This window comes from Bradyrhizobium sp. Kon56, assembly GCF_055807635.1.
Genome location: NZ_JBVVOU010000006.1, coordinates 215,577 through 233,093, shown reverse-complemented (window position 1 = coordinate 233,093; position 17,517 = coordinate 215,577). Strand labels below are relative to the sequence as shown.

The following is a 17,517-nucleotide window of genomic DNA, read 5'->3' as shown; positions in this document are numbered from 1 at the left end:
CGCTTCACCTCCTCAATGCGCCATCATCCGCGTCGGCAGCCATGTCGCCAGCAGCGGGAAGGCGATCAGGATCACCAGGCGCACCAGGTCTGTCGCCACGAACGGGATCACGCCCTTGAAGATGGTGGAGAAGGAGACGTCCTTCACCACGCTCTTGATGACAAAGACGTTCATGCCCACCGGCGGATGGATCAGGCCGAGTTCGACCGTCATGACGATGATGACGCCGAACCAGATCGGGTCGAAACCGAGATGCATGATCACGGGGAAGATGATCGGCACGGTGAGGATGATCATCGCCATGGCGTCCATCAGGCAGCCGAGCACGAGATACATCACCATGATCAGCGCCAGCACGCCGTAGGGGCCGAGACCGAGGCCGGTGAGGAATTCCGTCACCTTTTGCGGGGTCTGCGTCACCGTGAGGAAATAGCCGAAGATCAAGGCGCCGATCAGCACGGTGAACACGGCGGCGGCCGTGCGCGTCGCCTGGAGCAGCGACGCCAGAATCTTCTCGCGGTCGAGCCGGCCGGTCGCCACGCCGATGATGAAGGCGCCGGCGGCGCCGACGCCGCCCGCTTCGGTCGGCGTGAAGCGCGGCAAATAGGGCAGGCCGTAAAGGCCGCCGATCACGAACACGAACAGCAGCACCGGCGCCCAGATGTCCTTCAGGCCGGCGAAGCGCTCGCGCCACGGCAGCTCCTTGCCCTTGGGCAGGAAGTCGGGCCGGAAATAACCGATCAGGAAGATCGTGATCATGTACATGGTCATCGCCAGGATGCCCGGGATGATGCCGGCGATGAACAGCTTGCCGATGTCCTGCTCGGTGATGATGCCGTAGACGGCGAGCACGGTGGAGGGCGGCAGCATCGCACCCAGCGTGCCGCCGGCCGCGATCACGCCGGTGGCAAACGACTGCGGATAGCCGAAGCGGCGCATCTCGGGGTAAGCGACCGCGGAGAAGGTCGCGGCGGTCGCGACCGAGGAGCCGCAGATCGCGGCAAAGCCGCCGCAGGCGCCGACGGTGGCGATGCCGAGTCCGCCGCGCAAATGGCCGACAAAGCCGTTGGCGGCGCGGAACAGTTCGCGGCTCATGCCGGAATTGCTGACGAAGGAGCCCATCAGCAAAAACATCGGAATGACGCCGAAGGTGTAGTCGGTCACCGTGCGCATCGAGGTCTGGCCGACCAGCTTCAGCGCCGGCGTGGCGCCAACGAGATAGGAGAAGCCGGAGACGCCGACGAGGCCCATGGCCATGCCGACGGGCACGCGCAGCAGCATCAACGCGAACAGGGAAACGAAGCCGATAACGGCGACGGCATCGGTGCTCATGATTACTCCGTCGCCTTCAGCTTGGGGTCGTGCATCTCTTCGGGATGGAAGATCAACCGGTAGGTGCGGATCGCGATCAGCAGCACGGCGGAGACGTCGCCGATCCAGGCGATCGCGAAGAACGGCCAGGTCGGCATGTGCATGTCGAAGGTTTGGACGTTGTCGTTGTAGGTGCCGCGGACCTTGTCGAACAGCGTCCAGGTCTGCACCGTCACGACGAACAGCAGCACCAGGGTCGCGAACACGTCGATCCAGCGCTGGTAGCGCGGCCCGACATTGCCCCAGACGAGGTCGACGGTGATGTGGGTGCCGCGATAGGAGGTCGCGGCGATGCCCCAGAAGATGAGGATGCCGAGCAGCATGCGGCCGATGTCGAAACTATCGGGGATCGAATAGTTCAGCGTGTTGCGCAGCAACACCGACAGGAAGATGTCGAGCGCGACGATGCCGACGAAGGCCGCTGCGATCCATTCGATCGAATCGATAACGCGATCCATCCAGCTGCGCTTCATCGGACCTTCCTAAGAGACGTCATCCTCACGCGGGAGAGAGGGAGAGGACGCGCGCTGCGCTCCTCACGTGTCGACCCGCTGCAGAACAACGGCGGCGAGATGATCCCGCCGCCGCATGTGTTTCGACGAAGAGCTACTCCGCCAGCGCGTTGTACTTCTTCAGCGATGCCTTCAGCTCGCTAAGCGCCGCGTCCGGATCCGCGCCGGTCTTCTTCGCGCCGTCGGACCAGGTCTTCACCAGCGGCTCGGCGGCCTTCTTCCAGGCGGCGGTCTGCTCGGGCGTCAGCTTGTAGACCTCGTGACCGGTTTCCGCCTTGACCTTGTCGATGCCGGCATCCTCGAACTTGCCCCAGTGCTCGCCGACCACGCCCGCCATCTCGACCGTGCAATTCTTGTCGATTGCGGCCTTCTGCTTGTCGGACATCGCATTGTACTTGTCCTTGTTCATGACGAACACGAAGGTCGTGGTGTAGAGCGGCGCCTCCATGTCGTATTTGGTCACCTTGTCGATGCCGAACAGCACCAGCGAGCCCCAGGGGAAGGTGACGCCATCGGCGACGCCGCGCTCGATGATGTCGCGCACTTCGGGCGCGGAGGATTGCACATTGGTGCCGCCGAGCGAGGTAACGAAATTCGCCATGGTGGCGTGGGCGGGGCGGATCTTCAGGCCCTTCACGTCCTCCGGCATCACGATCTTCTTGGTGCGGGAGTGGAAGGAGGAGGGCGAGTGGACGAAGGCGAGGCAGTATTTGACGTCCTTCATCTCCTTCTCGGCGTATTTGCGATACCAGGCGTCGAGCCCCATCGAGCCGCCCTTGGCATCCGAGATCAGGAATGGCAATTCGCCAGCGCCGATGATCGGGAAACGGCCGGGCTGGTAGCCGGGATTGACATAGGTGACGTCGGCGATGCCGTCGCGCGCCATGTCGTAATGGTCGAACGCCTTGCCCATCTGCTGGGCCGGAAACACCTTGCCCTTGATGGTGCCGCCGGAATCCTTCTCGACCGCAGCAGCCCAGTCCTCCAGCGATTTCTGTAGTGGATGCGAGGCCGGCACCCAGTGCGAGATCTTCAAATCGAAGGTCTTGTCCTGCGCGAACGCAGGGCTCACGCTTGCTGCCAGCAGCAACGCCAGACAGGCTTTCCTCATCACGCGTCTCTCCCTCTTTTGACGGCGGGCTTCGATGGCCCGGTCTCGTTAATTAACATGTTATCTAGTTGGCCGGCGCGTTCAAGCCGGAACTGGCGCGACGTGCCGCCGCGCACTCCCTTTTGCCCAACCGTTATATGATATAATTATCGTGCGCGGACGGCCGCGACAAGCGAGCCACGCCGAAAGCCTACAGGATCGGGAGGAGCAAGTATTGCGGACAAAAGTCGCAATCATCGGGGCGGGGCCGGCAGGATTGTTGCTTGGGCAACTGCTGCATCATTATGGCATCGACAATGTCATTCTGGAGCGGCAGAGCCCGGACTATGTGCTCGGCCGCATCCGTGCCGGACTGCTGGAGGAGGGAACAGTTGCGCTGCTCGACCAGATCGGCGCCGGCGCACGGGCGCATGCCGAAGGGCTGGTGCATGAAGGGATCGAACTCACCTTCTCCGGGCGCCGCCACCGCATCGACATGAAGGCTGCGACCGGCAAGACGGTCATGATCTACGGCCAGACCGAGGTCACGCTCGATCTGATGAATGCGCGCACGGCCGCCGGCCTCACCTCGGTCTACGAGGCCAAGGACGTGCAGCCGCAGGATTTCGACGGCGGTCACCCGCGCGTAACCTACGTGAAAGATGGCGTCACCCACACCATCGATTGCGATTTCATCGCCGGTTGCGACGGGTTTCACGGCGTCAGCCGCGCCAGCGTTCCGGCTTCGGCCATCGAGGAGTTCGAGCGCATCTATCCGTTCGGCTGGCTGGGCATCCTCTCCGAGACGCCGCCGGTCAGCCACGAGCTGATCTATTCCAACCACGCCCGTGGCTTTGCGCTCTGCACCATGCGTTCGACCAGGCGCAGCCGTTACTATGTGCAGTGCGCGCTCGACGACCACGTCGACCAATGGCCGGACGACCGTTTCTGGGACGAGCTCAAGCGCCGGCTCGACCAGGACGCCGCCGACAGCCTGGTCACGGGCCCCTCGATCGAGAAGAGCATTGCGCCGCTGCGCAGCTTCGTCGCCGAGCCGATGCGCTTCGGCAGGATGTTCCTGTGCGGTGACGCCGCCCATATCGTGCCGCCGACCGGCGCCAAGGGGCTGAACCTGGCCGCGAGCGACGCGCATTATCTGTCGAGTGCGTTTCGCGAGTTCTACGACGAAAAATCCAGCGCCGGCATTGATGCCTATTCGGCGAAGGCGCTGGCGCGGGTCTGGAAGGCCGTGCGCTTCTCCTGGTGGATGACCTCGATGCTGCACAAATTCCCCGACACCGGCACCATCGGCGCGCGCATCCAGCTCGCCGAGCTCGACTATGTCACGCAGTCGCAGGCCGCGATGACCTCGCTGTCGGAGAATTACGTGGGGCTGCCGTTTTAGGGCGCGCCGTCATGCCCCGCGAAAGCGGGGCATCCAGTACGCCGCGGCCTCTCCGTATCACGTCACCGTCTCTGGAATACTGGATCACCCGCTTTCGCGGGTGATGACAGGGATAGCGGGGCGACGGCGCCACTCCTTTCAAACACCCGCGCAAATTCCGTTTAAAACTTTGTAGGTGGTGCATCTGTCCCGTCTGCCGCGTTCAATGGCGGGAGCCACCAACGCGAGACGGACATGACCAGCACCGACATTCCCGCCGGCTTCGAGCCGCACTTTCGCAAAGCCCCGCTCACCGATCCCTGGGAGCCGCTTTACTCCAGGAAGACCGACAACGGCGTCACCGTGGGATTGCGGCTGGCGAAACCGCACACCAACGCGCGCGGGCTGATCCATGGCGGCCTGATCGCGGCGCTGGCCGATGCCGCCATGGGCTACAGCTGCGCGCAGGCGACGGGCTGGACGACCTCGTTGGTCACGATCTCGCTGTCGGTCGACTATGTCGGCGCCGGCGAGATCGGCCAATGGCTCGCGGTCGAGGGTGAGGCGATCAAGACCGGCAGCACGATCTGTTTCGCGCAGTGCCTCGCGAAGGCCGACGGCGCCGTGATCGCCCGCGCCAGCGGCACCTTTCGCGTCGTGCCGAAGAAGGGGTGAGGGCGTCACCCGAATTTCCACTCCGCGGTCTCCACCACGAGATCGACGAAGGCGCGCACCTTGGCGGAGAGCAGGCGCGAGGTCGGGTAGACGATGTGGATCGGCAACGCCGGCTGCTCGTATTTCGCCAACACGATTCTGAGCCGCCCGCGCCGCAGGCCCTCGGCAGCCTGATAGGCCAGCACCCGGGTCACGCCGCCGCCCGCCTCGGCATATTGCAGGGCGGCGTCGGCGCTGTTGCTGGCGAAGCATGGATTCGGCGCCACCTCGATGTCGCGGCCGTCCTGCACGAAGCGCCAGTTCGCGGATGGACCGAAGGCGATGGTCTGGTGCCCGAGCAATGCCTCCGGCGTCTTCGGCTCGCCATGGCGCTTGAGATAGCCAGGTGTCGCCACCACGATCCGCCGCATCTCGCCGACCTGGCGCGCGACGAGAGAGGAGTCGGCGAGATGGCCGATCCGCACCGCGACGTCGACGGCATCTTCCACGAGATTGACCAGATTGTCCGACAGCCGCAATTCGCAGGCGACCTCGGGATAGCGCTTGAGGTAGGCGATCATGACAGGCCCGACATGGAGCCGGCCGAAGCCGACCGGCGCCGACACCACCAGCCGCCCGCTCGGCCGGTTGCGCTCCTCCCGTGCAGAGCCGTCGGCCTCCTCGACATCGGCCAGGATGCGACGCACGCGCTCCAGATAGCGCGTGCCGACGTCGGTCAGGGTCACTTGACGGGTGGTCCGCTGCAACAGCCGCGCGCCGAGATGCTCCTCCAGCGCCGCGATCAGCCGCGTCACCGCGGAGGGCGACAGCCGCAGTTTTCGCGCCGCCGGCGCGAAGCCGCGCAGGTCGGCGACGGTGACGAAAACATGCATGGCTTCGAGGCGATCCATGGCATTATTGCCTATACCGCAATGATGAAGTGTCAAGCGGGACGATTGTTTTAGCCTGCGAAAAGTCCACTTTAGATCGCGAAGTCGCAGGGATGCGCCGGGATTTCAGGAGACGTTCCGATGACGGCAACTCACACCTACGCCAGCGACGTGGCGTTCACGCCGGCGGTGAAGTCGATCCAGACCCGCAAGGGATCACGCGAAGGCTATGCGCATGCCGAGCAGCGCGGCTGGCGCACCGAGGTCGATGAGAAGCTCGCGGCGTTTCTGGCCGACGCCAACAGCTTTTATCTCGCCACGGCCTCGGCCGACGGCCAGCCCTACATCCAGCATCGTGGCGGCCCGAAGGGCTTCTTGAAGGTGCTGGACAAGCAGACGCTGGCTTTCACGGACTACGCCGGCAATCGGCAATACATCACGCAGGGAAACCTATCCGAAAATCCCAAGGCCTACATCTTCGTGATGGACTACGCCCATCGCCGCCGGGTGAAGATCTGGGGCGAAGCGCGGGTGGTCGAGGACGACGAGGCGCTGACGACATCGCTGATGCCGAAAGGCTATCGGGCTCGGCCCGAGCAGGTGATCCTGTTCAAGATCGAAGCGTGGGACACGAACTGCCCGCAGCACATCCCGCAGAAGTTCGACGCTGGCGATGTGGCAGCGGCGCTGGCGGCAAGGGATGCGAAAATCGCGGAGCTGGAGGCGGAGGTGGCGGCGCTGAAGGGGGAGAAGGGGGCAAGCTAGGCCACGATCTTCGTCTCTCCCTGAATCCTCCGATGTCATGCCCCGCGAAGGCGGGGCATCCAGTACGCCGCGGCGCCTCGGTTCAAGCATAGCGGTCTTTGGAATACTGGATCGTCCGCCCCTGTGCGCAATTGCGCACTAGGCGGACGATGACAGATGAGTTTGAGGAAGCGTCTCGAAACTACAACACACTCGCGCCTTCGTGCTGGAAGCCGAGATAGCTCGCCGCCACGCGCTCGTTCGCCGCGATGTCGCTGGCCTTGCCGCTGAGCACGAACTCGCCGAGCTCCATGACATAGGCCTGATCCGCGATCTTCAATGCCGCCTGCGCGTTCTGCTCGACCAGCAGCACGGAGACGCCGGCGGCGCGCAGTTCGGTGACGATGCGGAAAATGTCGGCGACGATGATCGGGGCGAGGCCGAGGCTCGGCTCGTCCAGCATCAGGAGCTTGGGCTCGCCCATCAGTGCGCGGCCCATCGCGAGCATCTGCTGCTCGCCGCCGGAGAGCGTGCCGGCGAGCTGCTTGCGCCGCTCCTTGAGCCGCGGAAACAGCGTGTAGACCCGCTCCATCGAGGTTTTCGCCTTGCTTCTCTCGATGCGGAAGGCCCCTAACTCGAGATTGTCCTCGACATTCATGGTCACGAACAATTCGCGGTGCTCGGGAACGAGGCCAAGCCCCATGGCGACGCGGTCCTCGATGTCGAGCCGCGACAGATCCTGACCTGCGAATGAAACGCGCCCCTTCAGCGGCAAGATGCCAATGATGGCGGAGAGCAGCGTGGTCTTGCCGGCGCCGTTGGCACCGACGATGGTGACGATCTGGTTCTGGCCGACTTCGAGCGAGACCGAGCGCACGGCCTCGACCTTGCCATAGGCGACATGGGCGTCGGCGACGGACAACAGCGCGCTCATGCCGCCACTCCGAGATAGGCCTTGATCACTTCGGGATTGGTCTTGATCGTGGCCGGCGTTCCTTCCGCGATCTTGGTGCCGAAATCGAGCACCACGATGCGGTCGGCGAGGTTCATGACGAAGCCCATGTCGTGCTCGACCAGCAGCACGCTCATGCCGCCGTCGCGCAGCTCGCGCAGCAGCGCCGCGAGCCGCTCCTTCTCCATGTGGCGCAGGCCGGCGGCCGGCTCGTCGAGCAGCAGCAGCATCGGATCGACGCACAACGCACGGGCGATCTCGACGATCCGTTGCTGTCCCAGTGAGAGCGAGCCTGCGAGCTGATGTATCTGCTCGCCAAGTCCGACGCGCTCGATCTGGCGGGCGGCTTCGGCGAGCAGCTTTGTCTCATCAGTGCGGTCGAGCCGCAGCATCGAGGAGATCGGCCCCGAATGGCCGCGCAGATGGGCACCGATCGCGACGTTTTCCAGCACGGTCATATCAGGCACCAGCTTGACGTGCTGGAAGGTGCGGGAGATGCCGAGCTTGACGATCTCCTGCGGCGGCGCCCTGTCGACCTTGTTGCCGAGCACGGAGATCGAGCCCGAGCTGGCCGACAGCACGCCGGTGATCAGGTTGAAGGTGGTGCTCTTGCCGGCGCCGTTGGGGCCGATCAGCGCGACGATCTCGCGAGCCTGGACGTCGAAGGAGACGTTGTTCACCGCGACCACGCCGCCAAATTGTTTCCGGGCCTTCTCGACCTGGAGCAGGACGCTGGATTGGCCGGGGGAGCGGGTGCGCTGCTCCAATTTCAGCGAGGTGTCCGGCTTTTTGCCACCGGTAGCCTGGGGCAGGAACGACATCAGCCAGGGCCAGACGCCGCCGGGGGCGAGCTGGAGCAACGCCACCAGCATGATGCCGAACACGATGGTTTCAACCTGGCCCGAGCCGGGCAGGATCAACGGCAGGTAGCTCTGCAGCACTTCCTTCAGGACCACGACCAGCGCCGCGCCCAGGACGCCGCCCCAGACATAGCCGGCGCCGCCGACCACGGCGATGAAGAGATACTCGATGCCCGCCTGCGCGCCGAACGGCGTCGGGTTCACCGCGCGCTGAAGATGGGCGTAGAGCCAGCCGGAGAGGCCGGCGAGCACGGCGGCATGGATGAACACCAGCATTTTCGCCCGCGGGGTGTGCACGCCGAACGCCTCGGCCGCGACATGGCCGCGCCGGAGCGCGCGGATGGCGCGGCCGGTGCGGGAGTCCAGCAGGTTCATCGTGAGCAACGCCGAGAGGATCACGGCAACCCAGATCGCGTAGTAGATCGAGCCGGGCGAGAGCATTTTGAACGAGCCGATCGACAGCGGCGGGATCGCCGAGATGCCGTCGTTTCTTCCCAAAAATTCCAGCTTGCTGAAGAGATAGAACAAGCCGAGTCCCCAGGCGAGCGTGCCGAGCGGCAGATAATGGCCGGAGAGACGGACCGTGACGAGGCCGAGCAGCACCGCCAGCAATCCGCTGACCAGCAGCGACAGTGGTAGCGTCAGCCAGGGCGACATGCCGTAGGTTGTCGACAGCACCGCGGTGGTGTAGGCGCCGAAGCCGACGAAGGCCGCTTGTCCAAACGAGGTCAGGCCGCCGACGCCGGTCAGCAGCACGAGGCCCATCGCGACCAGGGCCGCGAGGCCGATATTGTCGAGCAGCACGATCCAGAATGGGGGCATGCCCGGAACAAACGGGATCGCCGCCATGATCAGCGCGAAGATGAGGATGGGGAGCCGGCTCTGCATCTTGGCGTCAGTCCTTCTCTTCCTCGACCGCAGGCGCCGCGAGCGAGCGCAGCAGCAGCACGGGAATCAAGAGCATGAAAACGATCACCTCCTTGTAGTTGGAGGCATAGAAGGACGAGAACGCCTCGACGATGCCGACGACCAGCGCCGCGACGGCGGTGAGGGGGTAGCTGACAAGCCCGCCGATGATCGCGGCGACAAAGCCCTTCAGGCCGATCAGGAAGCCCGAGTCGTAATACAGCGTCGTGATAGGCACGATCATGATGCCCGACAGTGCGCCGATGACGGACGCCAGCAGGAAGGCGATCTGCCCGGACAGCGTGGTGCGGATGCCGACGAGCCGGGCACCGAGCCGGTTCACAGCGGTCGCGCGCAGCGCCTTGCCGTAAAGTGTCAACCCAAAGAACAGCCACAGCCCGACGATGAAGGCGATGGTAATGCCATAGACCGTGATGCTCTGGCCGGTGAAGCGCAGCGCACCGCTGGTGAAGGAGCCGGACAGCACGGCAGGTCCGCGCTGGCCTTCGGCGCCGAAGAACAAAAGGCCCAAACCCTGAAGCGCGAGGTGAACGCCCACCGAGGCGATCAACAGCACCAGCACGGAGGTGTGCGCCAGCGGCTGGAATGCGATGCGGTAGAGAAACAGGCCGATCATCGCCACGATCACCAGCGACAGTGCGATGCAGACCGCAACCGGCGGCTTCTGAGCGGCGTAGTAGACGGTCAGCGCCAGCACGATGGCCGGCAGCACGATATTGGTGATGACGCTGCGCAGGATCAGGCGTCCGTGCAGCGCCTTGCGCGCGGCGAACAGGTCGAACACGAAGGCGCCAATGCCCAGGGCGAGCGCGAGTTTCGCCGTACCCGGCATCTGGCCCGCGGCCAGCGAGGCATAGGTCAGCGCGCCATAGGTGACGAATTCGCCTTGGGGAATGAGGATGACGCGGGTGACGGCGAACACCAGCACCAGCGCCAGGCCGAGCAGCGCATAGATCGCGCCATTGGTGATGCCGTCCTGCAGCAGGAACAGCATGATGGTGGTATTCAAGACCGGACGCTCCCCTCAAAGATTCAGGACCGGTCCCCTGATTGTGGTGGACGGTCCGCTCACAGCCATTGAACAGCGCTGACGATATTTGATATGGTCCATAACAATTATCAAATATAACATCAAGAGTGGCGAACGATCCTCCCGAACTTAACGGGATTGCGAGCATGAGGCGATGACCGTTTCCAAAACCGCTGAAAAGTCCTCTGAAAAACCCGCCGAGACCGCCAAGGGCCGCAAGGACGCGGCCGACGGGCCCGGCGAAGCCCTCCAGCTCGGCGAGCTCTCGGAGCAGCTCGGCTATGTCCTGAAGCGGGCACAGCTCAAGGTGTTCGAGAACTTCCTGCGCTGCATGGCCTCGCTCCAGCTCACGCCGGCGCAGTTCTCCGTGCTGCTGCTGGTCGAGAAAAACCCCGGCCGTAACCAGACCGAGATCGCCTCCACCCTCGGCATCCTGCGCCCGAATTTCGTGGCGATGCTCGACAATCTCGAGAGCCGCGACCTTTGCGCGCGGATCCGCTCCACCAACGACCGCCGCTCGCACATCTTGGTGCTGACCGACAAGGGCAAGGCCGTGCTGGCCCGCGCCAAGAAGCTCGTCGCCACCAAGCACGAGGCCCGGCTGAACGAGCTGCTCGGGCCGTCCAACCGCGAAGCCCTGCTCGGGATGCTCTCGAAGATCGCCAACGAGTTTTGACGGTTGATTGCCCGGCGACCGGGCATCAAACCCGGAAGCGCGGGCGGGCTGGCGGCGGTTATGCCGCAGAGCGAACCGGTCGGGCATGGCAGGTGTTTTCGCGGACAGGAAATGGCGCTCGATTTCCTCGGCGGGCAACGGAGGGCTGAACAAATAGCCCTGCATTTCCGTGCAGCCCTCCGCTGCGATCCGGTCCCGTTGCTCCTGCTCTCCACCCCCTCCGCCGTCGTCGTCATGCCCATCCCGCGCGCCAGTGCCGCCACCGCCCGCACGATGCTGAGGGATGCCGCATTGTTTTCCACGCCGCTGACGAAAGACCGGTCGATCTTGATCTTGTCGAAGGGGAAGCATTGCAGATAGGTCAGTGACGAATAGCCGGTGCCGAAATCGTCCATGGCGACCATGATGCCCAGCGCCCGGAGCTGGTGCAGCGTCGTCAGCGTTCCGTTCCTGTCCTGCAGAAACACGCTTTCCGTGATCTCGATCTCCAGCCGCCGCGGATCGAGGCCGGAGGCCGCCAGCGCGCCGACGATCACCTCCGTCAGGCCCGGCTGGCGGAATTGCACCGCCGAGATGTTGACGGCGACGTGCAGATGGTCCGGCCATCGGCTTGCAGTGGCACAGGCCTGCCGGATCACCCATTCGCCGATCGGCACGATCAGGCCGATCTCTTCCGCAAGCGGGATAAAGCTGTTGGGCGCGACCAGTCCGCGCCGGGGATGTCGCCAGCGGATCAAGGCTTCGAAGCCGCTGATCTCGCCGCCGTCGGTCTTCACGACCGGCTGGTAGTGCAGTTCGAACTGGCCGGCGGCAAGGCCGTTGCGCAGGTCCTGCTCCAGCGCGCGACGGCTTTGCGCCTCTTCGCCCATGGCCGGTTCGAAGAAGCAGTGCATGCCGCGGCCGTCGCTTTTCGCGCGATACAGGGCCAGATCGGCATTGTGCAGGAGTTGCTCGGGCGTCGAGCCGTCGCCAGGCGCAATCGCGATCCCGATGCTCGCGCCCGCAATGGTCTGGTGTCCGTCGAGCCCGAACGGAGCACTCAGCGTCCTGACAACGTCGCGCGCCAGCAGGTCCGCCTCGCTCGAATCGGAAATCGGCGTCTGGAGGATCACGAATTCATCGCCACCCATGCGCGCGACCGTATCGCTGTCGCGCGCGAGCTGCTTGAGGCGGCGGCTGACATCCTGCAGCAGGATGTCGCCGGCCTGGTGGCCCAGGGTGTCGTTGACGGCCTTGAACTTGTCGAGATCGACGTGGTGGATCGCGAACATCCCGCCCTGTTCGAGCGCCTGCTTGAGGCGCTGGCCGAGCAGGGCGCGATTGGCGAGGTCCGTCAGCGCGTCGTGGTGCGCCATATGCGCGATCTGCAATTCCGCTTTGCGCTGCTCGGTGATGTCTTCGTGGGTCGCGACCCACCTGAGATCGGGCATCGGTCGGTGCCTGATCTTGAAGGTTCGCCCGTTCTGCATCTCGACGATGCTGTCCATGGCCTCGGCTGACATGGCGACATCGGTCCGCCATTTGGCGTATTCCTCCCGCGTCATCGCCGGCACGCTGCCGACCTCGTAGCGTAGGTCGAGGATCTCCTGGAGCGGCGTGCCCGGACGAACGCGGTCGGGCGGCAGGCCGTACATCTCGATAAAGTGCGTGTTGCAGACCACCAGCCGATGGTCGGCGCTGAAGAAGCAGAGTCCGTGCGACATGTTGTTGATCGCGATGTCGAACTGGAAGTTGCGCTCCTGCAACCGCCGACTGAGCTCTTCGCGCTCTGTAATGTCCTCGTGCGTCGCCATGCCGCCGCCGTCGGGCAGGGGATGAATGGTGTAGGCGATGATTCGTCCGTCGGCGAATTGCTGGACCGTCTGCTCACTGACGACCGAACCCTCGGTGCGGGCACGGACATAGGCGCCGGCTTCTCCGCCGATGCTCAGGCCCAGTTTGAGCCGATGCTCGATCAGGTCCTTGATCGGCGTGCCCGGGTGCACCTGGTCGGGCGAGAGCGCGTACATCTCGCGGTAGATCAGCCCGACAATTCGCCCAATTTCGGGACATGTTCCTGAAACTGCGGCGAACGCGAGGTTAAGGGCGGCGATGCCGCGCCCTGGAAAAGAGGACACCGACGAGAATTCAGAGATCGTTAACCATGTCGTCCCGCCGAACGCGCGCGGCGCCGGCGGGATGGCGATGCCGCCGTGTCAGTCGACGAGGATTACCCTGATGTCGTTCACATTGGTCAGCGTAGGCCCCGGCAGCAACAGATCGCCCGTCGCCTCGAAGAACGTGGTCGCGTCGTTGTTGTCGAGATAGGCCTGCGGCTGCAGCCCCTGCGCCGCCATCTTCGCGAACGTCGCCGCGTCGATAAGCGCGCCGGCGGGATCAGTGGGATTGCCGGCACCGCCATCGGCGCCGTCGGTGTCGCCGGCGAGCGCGGAGATGTCAGGCGTGTCCTTCAAGAGGCCGGCGAGCGCCAGCGCATATTCCTGGTTCGGCCCGCCGCGGCCATTGCCGCGCACGGTGACCGTGAGCTCGCCGCCGGAGAGGATCGCGACCCGCTTGCCCTGCGCGCGGGCCTGAAGCGCCAGCCTGGCGTGATCGGCGGCAACGTCGCGGGCCTCCCCTTCGAGGTCGGCGCCGAGATCGATCGTCTCGTAACCGGCCTCATGCGCGAGTTTGACCGCAGCGTCGAGCGATTGCTTCGGACGTGCGATCAATTCGAAATGCGCGCGCGCGAAGGCGGCATCACCGGGCTTGCAGCTCTCGTTGGCGGGGTCGTCCAGCGCGCGGCGGACGGCATCGTCGATGTCGAGCTTGTACCTGGCGACAATGGCGCGCGCATCATTGAGCGTCGTCGGATCGGGCACGGTCGGACCCGAGGCGATCGCGGAGGGATCGTCATGCGGCACGTCGGAAATCGCAAGCGTCACGATCTCGGCGGCATTTTTGCCGGCGCGCGCCAGCCGCCCGCCCTTGATCCGCGACAGATGCTTGCGCACGACATTCATCTCGCCGATCGGCGCGCCGGAGCGGAGCAGCGCCTTGTTGACCGCCTGCTTCTGCCCGAAGCTGATGCCGTTGACGGGCGCGATCCAGTTCGCCGAGCCGCCGCCGGTGAGCAGCACCAAGAGCAGATCGTCCGGCCCGGCCTCGGCCGCGAGCGCCAGCGTGTCGGCCGCGCCCTTCAGGCCGGCTTCGTCGGGCACGGGATGACCGGCCTCGACCACGCGGATGCGGCGCGTCGGCACGCCGTAGCCGTGACGCGTGGTGGCGATGCCGACGAGGCGTTCTGGTGCGAGCCCGAGCGTGTCGAGATAATGCCGCTCGGCGGCGGCGGCCATCGCGGCCGCGCCCTTGCCGGCGGCGAGACAGATCACGCGTCCCTTTGGCGCGGGCCGCAGGTGCGGCGCCAGAATTGTGCTCGGATGAGCGGCGGCAACGGCGGCGTCGTAGAGCGCGCGGAGCAGGGGGCGTCGGTCGGTCATGACGAAGGGCCTTGAGCGGACAGGAAAGACTGGCGGCGAACGCGCCGCTCACCTGCCTACCGCATCATGCGCCAAAGCGTAAGCCGGCTTTGCCATCATTCGATTGTGCAATCGCGTGATCATAATCGCCGCGCAAGCAAAAACCCCCTGCGATGGTTCGCAGGGGGTTTCCGTCGTCGCGTCCTTGATGGGGCTAACCGCCGACGTCGGCGCTGATCACGTCTCCGAACAGCTCAAACTTCTCGCCTTTGAACTTCTCGAGTTGAAGCTGGCTGATCGGCGCGAAATCGGTCGGCGAGGTGTTGATCTTTACGCCCGGCAGCAGGGCCTCGGTGCGGAAGTCCTTCAGATTCGCCGCTTGCTTCATGACGTTCTCGCGCGTGAGATCGTCACCGCACTGCTTCAAGACCTGAACCAGGGTCTGGGCCACGGCATAGCCGACGATCGTGCCCTTATCGAGCTTGTCGCCCTCGGGGAAGTATTTGGTCATGAAGGCGAGAAAGTCCTTCATGCCGGCATCATTGGCCCACTGCGGATCCGATACGTCCTTCAGATAATCGGCCGAGATGATGTCCTGGCCGTTCTCGAAGCCGGCAGGCTTCATCACGCTGCCGACGGAGGCAGAGACGTTGTTGAGGAAGTGCAGCGGCTTCCAGCCGATCTCGGCGTTCTTCTTGATCGCCTGGGCTGCGAATTTCGGCGTCGTGATGTTCATGAAGACGTCGGCGCCGGTCGACTTCAGCTTGACGATGTGGTTGTCGATGGTCGGTTCGGAGGTCTCGTAGCTCTCCTCCACGACGATCATCGACGCGGCTTTGGCGCCGAGGCCGTCCTTCAGGCCCTTGAGATAATCCTTGCCGTAATCATCGTTCTGGAACAGCACGGCGATCTTGGCGTCGGGCTTGTTCTTCAGCAGCCACTTCGCGTAGATCTGCGTCTCGCTCTGGTAGTTGGGCTGCCACCCCATGGTCCAGGGGAAGTTCTGCGGATCGTTCCACTTGGTGGCGCCGGTGGCGACGAAGAGCTGCGGCACCTTCTTCGAGTTCATGTATTTGTGGATCGCCGAGTTCGGCGGCGTGCCGAGCGAGTTGAAGATGAACAGCACCTCGTCGCTCTCGACCAGCTTGCGCGCCTGCTCCACCGTTTTCGGCGGCGAGTAGGCGTCGTCGTAGCTGATGAAGTTGATCTTGCGACCGTTGATGCCGCCGTCGTCGTTGATCTTCTTGAAATAGGCGGCTTCGGTCCGTCCGATGATGCCGTAGGCGGAGGCCGGTCCGCTGTAAGGCATGATGTTGCCGACCTTGATCTCGGTATCGGTCGCGCCGGTGTCGTATTTCTTCTGGGCCGATGCAGTGGAGGCCGAGGCCGCAATGAGCGCGAGCGCCAGTGACGCGGCCGCAAGTTTGCCGGTGACAGCGGGCATTCCTATCTCCCTATTTTCTTGGTGTGTGTGCGTCCCTTTTCTTGTGTTGCCTGTTTTTGGTGACGCAGCCGCAATTCAATACGATTTACCTGATGCCTACAACAGAAAGCCCCTGCGGCGGGGTCGCGGGGGCTGCTTCTTTAGTAGTCAGGGGCGGCCGCGGCTCGTGTGCGACTGCGAGAAGCGACATCCGCTTGAGTTGATGAACCGATCAGGAGCGAGTTTGAGTTGCGCGGCTTCAGTGGTCGAGCTCGCTCGAGATCACGTCCCCGAACAGCTCCCACTTCTTGCCCTTGAAGCGCATCATCTGGAGCTGCTCGATCGGGGCGAAATCGTCGGCTGCGGTGTTGATCTTGATGCCTGGCAACAGCGTGTCGGGCTGGAAATCCTTCAAGGAGGCGGCCTGCTTCATGACGTTGTCGCGGGTGAGGTCGTCGCCGCACATTTGCAGCACCTTCACCATGGTCTGCGCGGCGGCATAGCCGAACACCACGCCGGCATCGAGCTTGTTGGCCTTGGGATCGTATTTGGCGAGGAAGTTGTAGAATTTCTTCATGCCGTCATCGGCATTCCATTGCGGGTCGGAGCCGTCCTTGGTGTAGCTCGCCGACAGGATCCCTTGCGAGATCTCGAGCCCCGCCGGCTCGAGCACGCCGCCGACCGAGGCCGAGACGTTGGAGATGATGTGGACCGGATGCCAGCCGATCTCGGCCGCCTTCTTGATCGCCTGCGCTGCAAATTTCGGGGTGGTGATGCTGACGAAAATGTCGGCGCCGGAGGCCTTCAATTTCACAACGTGCTCGTCGATTGCCGGCTCCGACGTGTCGTAACCGTCTTCCAGCACGATCATCGAGGCCTTGGGTCCAAGGCCATCCTTCAGCCCTTTCAGGTAGTCCTTGCCGAAATCGTCGTTCTGATAGAGCACGCCGATCTTGCCGTCCGGCTTCTCCTTCATGATGTATTTGGCGTAGATGCGCGCCTCGCTGGCGTAGCTCGGCTGCCAGCCCATGGTCCAGGGATATTGCTTCGGATCGTTCCACTTCGAAGCGCCGCTCGCCACGAACAATTGCGGCACCTTCTTCTCGTTCATGTATTTGCGGATGGCGCCGTTGGTGGAGGTGCCGAGCGAGCCGAAGATCAGCAGCACCCCGTCGCTCTCGACCAGCTTGCGGGCCTGCTCCACCGTCTTCGGCGGCGAATAGCCGTCGTCGTAGGAGATGAACTTGATCTTGCGGCCGCCGATGCCGCCCTCGGCATTGATCTTGTTGAAATAGGCTTCCTCGGCCTTGCCGATCGCCGCATAGGCGGAGGCCGGGCCGCTATAGGGCATGATGTTGCCGATTTTGATCTCGGTATCGGAAGCGCCGCTGTCGTATTTCTTCTGCGCCAGGACCGGGCCGCTCATCGCAGTGCACAACGCGAATGCGGCCAGAACGCCCGCAACCTGAAATCGAACGGCAGTCATCTTTCTCCACCCGGAACGGATCGCCGCCGCATTGAACAAGATTGATGCGGGACGTCAACA

General features: G+C 64.1%; 14 protein-coding genes and 1 pseudogene. 4 read left to right on the top strand and 11 right to left on the bottom strand.

The genetic code is table 11. The annotated features are described in order from the left end of the window. Window positions 1–12: 12 nt before the first annotated feature. The 3 genes from AC0L3B_RS12645 to AC0L3B_RS12635 form a co-directional block, all read right to left on the bottom strand. A complete protein-coding gene (locus AC0L3B_RS12645; protein ID WP_018458468.1) occupies window positions 13–1,332 on the bottom strand; it encodes a TRAP transporter large permease in 1,320 nt (439 codons plus the stop codon). A 2-nt stretch (window positions 1,333–1,334) separates the two neighbouring features. Then, window positions 1,335–1,844: a TRAP transporter small permease gene (locus AC0L3B_RS12640; protein WP_007605289.1), complete on the bottom strand. Its 510-nt coding sequence runs from the start codon at window positions 1,842–1,844 to the stop codon at window positions 1,335–1,337. Between the two features lie 133 nt (window positions 1,845–1,977). Further along, window positions 1,978–2,994, bottom strand: coding sequence for a TRAP transporter substrate-binding protein (locus tag AC0L3B_RS12635; RefSeq protein ID WP_085361641.1), 1,017 nt, complete (start codon window positions 2,992–2,994; stop codon window positions 1,978–1,980). Window positions 2,995–3,208: 214 nt separating this feature from the next. Between AC0L3B_RS12635 and pobA the strand changes: the two genes are divergently transcribed. Both pobA and AC0L3B_RS12625 read left to right on the top strand, forming a co-directional pair. Further along, window positions 3,209–4,378 (top strand): 4-hydroxybenzoate 3-monooxygenase, encoded by a 1,170-nt coding sequence (pobA, locus tag AC0L3B_RS12630; protein ID WP_026233588.1) that lies wholly within the window; start codon window positions 3,209–3,211, stop codon window positions 4,376–4,378. A gap of 234 nt (window positions 4,379–4,612) precedes the next feature. Continuing rightward, complete coding sequence (locus tag AC0L3B_RS12625; RefSeq protein WP_018458472.1) at window positions 4,613–5,032, top strand: PaaI family thioesterase; 420 nt, start codon at window positions 4,613–4,615, stop codon at window positions 5,030–5,032. Between the two features lie 5 nt (window positions 5,033–5,037). Here the strand turns inward: AC0L3B_RS12625 and AC0L3B_RS12620 are convergent, their stop codons facing one another. Beyond that, window positions 5,038–5,922, bottom strand: a complete 885-nt coding sequence (locus AC0L3B_RS12620; RefSeq protein WP_473380450.1) for a LysR family transcriptional regulator — start codon at window positions 5,920–5,922, stop codon at window positions 5,038–5,040. Window positions 5,923–6,042: 120 nt separating this feature from the next. Between AC0L3B_RS12620 and AC0L3B_RS12615 the strand changes: the two genes are divergently transcribed. After that, window positions 6,043–6,666: a pyridoxamine 5'-phosphate oxidase family protein gene (locus AC0L3B_RS12615; protein WP_473380449.1), complete on the top strand. Its 624-nt coding sequence runs from the start codon at window positions 6,043–6,045 to the stop codon at window positions 6,664–6,666. Window positions 6,667–6,847: 181 nt separating this feature from the next. Here AC0L3B_RS12615 and AC0L3B_RS12610 read toward each other — a convergent pair whose 3' ends face one another. From AC0L3B_RS12610 to AC0L3B_RS12600, 3 genes are read right to left on the bottom strand one after another with little or no spacing between them, the layout of a single operon-like run. Then, window positions 6,848–7,579, bottom strand: coding sequence for an ABC transporter ATP-binding protein (locus AC0L3B_RS12610; RefSeq protein WP_473380448.1), 732 nt, complete (start codon window positions 7,577–7,579; stop codon window positions 6,848–6,850). Further along, a complete protein-coding gene (locus AC0L3B_RS12605; protein ID WP_473380447.1) occupies window positions 7,576–9,345 on the bottom strand; it encodes a branched-chain amino acid ABC transporter ATP-binding protein/permease in 1,770 nt (589 codons plus the stop codon). Before AC0L3B_RS12605 ends, AC0L3B_RS12610 begins: the two co-directional genes overlap by 4 nt. Window positions 9,346–9,352: 7 nt before the next feature. Next, window positions 9,353–10,393 (bottom strand): branched-chain amino acid ABC transporter permease, encoded by a 1,041-nt coding sequence (locus AC0L3B_RS12600; protein WP_377828378.1) that lies wholly within the window; start codon window positions 10,391–10,393, stop codon window positions 9,353–9,355. Between the two features lie 175 nt (window positions 10,394–10,568). On the opposite strand from AC0L3B_RS12600, the gene AC0L3B_RS12595 reads away from it, so the two are divergent. Then, window positions 10,569–11,090, top strand: coding sequence for a MarR family winged helix-turn-helix transcriptional regulator (locus AC0L3B_RS12595; protein WP_007605305.1), 522 nt, complete (start codon window positions 10,569–10,571; stop codon window positions 11,088–11,090). A gap of 263 nt (window positions 11,091–11,353) precedes the next feature. Here AC0L3B_RS12595 and AC0L3B_RS12590 read toward each other — a convergent pair. The 4 genes and pseudogenes from AC0L3B_RS12590 to AC0L3B_RS12575 form a co-directional block, all read right to left on the bottom strand. Next, window positions 11,354–13,099: pseudogene (locus AC0L3B_RS12590) on the bottom strand (putative bifunctional diguanylate cyclase/phosphodiesterase); the annotation flags it as partial. Window positions 13,100–13,285: 186 nt separating this feature from the next. Then, window positions 13,286–14,569 carry a glycerate kinase type-2 family protein gene (locus AC0L3B_RS12585; protein WP_377791468.1) on the bottom strand — a complete coding sequence of 428 codons (1,284 nt, stop codon included), beginning with the start codon at window positions 14,567–14,569 and terminating at the stop codon, window positions 13,286–13,288. Window positions 14,570–14,762: 193 nt separating this feature from the next. Continuing rightward, window positions 14,763–15,992: an ABC transporter substrate-binding protein gene (locus AC0L3B_RS12580; protein ID WP_473380446.1), complete on the bottom strand. Its 1,230-nt coding sequence runs from the start codon at window positions 15,990–15,992 to the stop codon at window positions 14,763–14,765. A gap of 238 nt (window positions 15,993–16,230) precedes the next feature. Beyond that, window positions 16,231–17,457 (bottom strand): ABC transporter substrate-binding protein, encoded by a 1,227-nt coding sequence (locus AC0L3B_RS12575; protein ID WP_473380445.1) that lies wholly within the window; start codon window positions 17,455–17,457, stop codon window positions 16,231–16,233. Between the last annotated feature and the right edge of the window lie 60 nt (window positions 17,458–17,517).

What these genes read in the sequence shown, in the direction of transcription:
- AC0L3B_RS12645 (WP_018458468.1), bottom strand. Translation starts at nt 1,332, where the DNA reads ATGAGCACCGATGCCGTCGCCGTTATCGGCTTCGTTTCCCTGTTCGCG.
- AC0L3B_RS12640 (WP_007605289.1), bottom strand. Translation starts at nt 1,844, where the DNA reads ATGAAGCGCAGCTGGATGGATCGCGTTATCGATTCGATCGAATGGATC.
- AC0L3B_RS12635 (WP_085361641.1), bottom strand. Translation starts at nt 2,994, where the DNA reads ATGAGGAAAGCCTGTCTGGCGTTGCTGCTGGCAGCAAGCGTGAGCCCT.
- AC0L3B_RS12625 (WP_018458472.1), top strand. Translation starts at nt 4,613, where the DNA reads ATGACCAGCACCGACATTCCCGCCGGCTTCGAGCCGCACTTTCGCAAA.
- AC0L3B_RS12620 (WP_473380450.1), bottom strand. Translation starts at nt 5,922, where the DNA reads ATGGATCGCCTCGAAGCCATGCATGTTTTCGTCACCGTCGCCGACCTG.
- AC0L3B_RS12615 (WP_473380449.1), top strand. Translation starts at nt 6,043, where the DNA reads ATGACGGCAACTCACACCTACGCCAGCGACGTGGCGTTCACGCCGGCG.
- AC0L3B_RS12610 (WP_473380448.1), bottom strand. Translation starts at nt 7,579, where the DNA reads ATGAGCGCGCTGTTGTCCGTCGCCGACGCCCATGTCGCCTATGGCAAG.
- AC0L3B_RS12605 (WP_473380447.1), bottom strand. Translation starts at nt 9,345, where the DNA reads ATGCAGAGCCGGCTCCCCATCCTCATCTTCGCGCTGATCATGGCGGCG.
- AC0L3B_RS12595 (WP_007605305.1), top strand. Translation starts at nt 10,569, where the DNA reads ATGACCGTTTCCAAAACCGCTGAAAAGTCCTCTGAAAAACCCGCCGAG.
- AC0L3B_RS12585 (WP_377791468.1), bottom strand. Translation starts at nt 14,569, where the DNA reads ATGACCGACCGACGCCCCCTGCTCCGCGCGCTCTACGACGCCGCCGTT.
- AC0L3B_RS12580 (WP_473380446.1), bottom strand. Translation starts at nt 15,992, where the DNA reads ATGCCCGCTGTCACCGGCAAACTTGCGGCCGCGTCACTGGCGCTCGCG.
- AC0L3B_RS12575 (WP_473380445.1), bottom strand. Translation starts at nt 17,457, where the DNA reads ATGACTGCCGTTCGATTTCAGGTTGCGGGCGTTCTGGCCGCATTCGCG.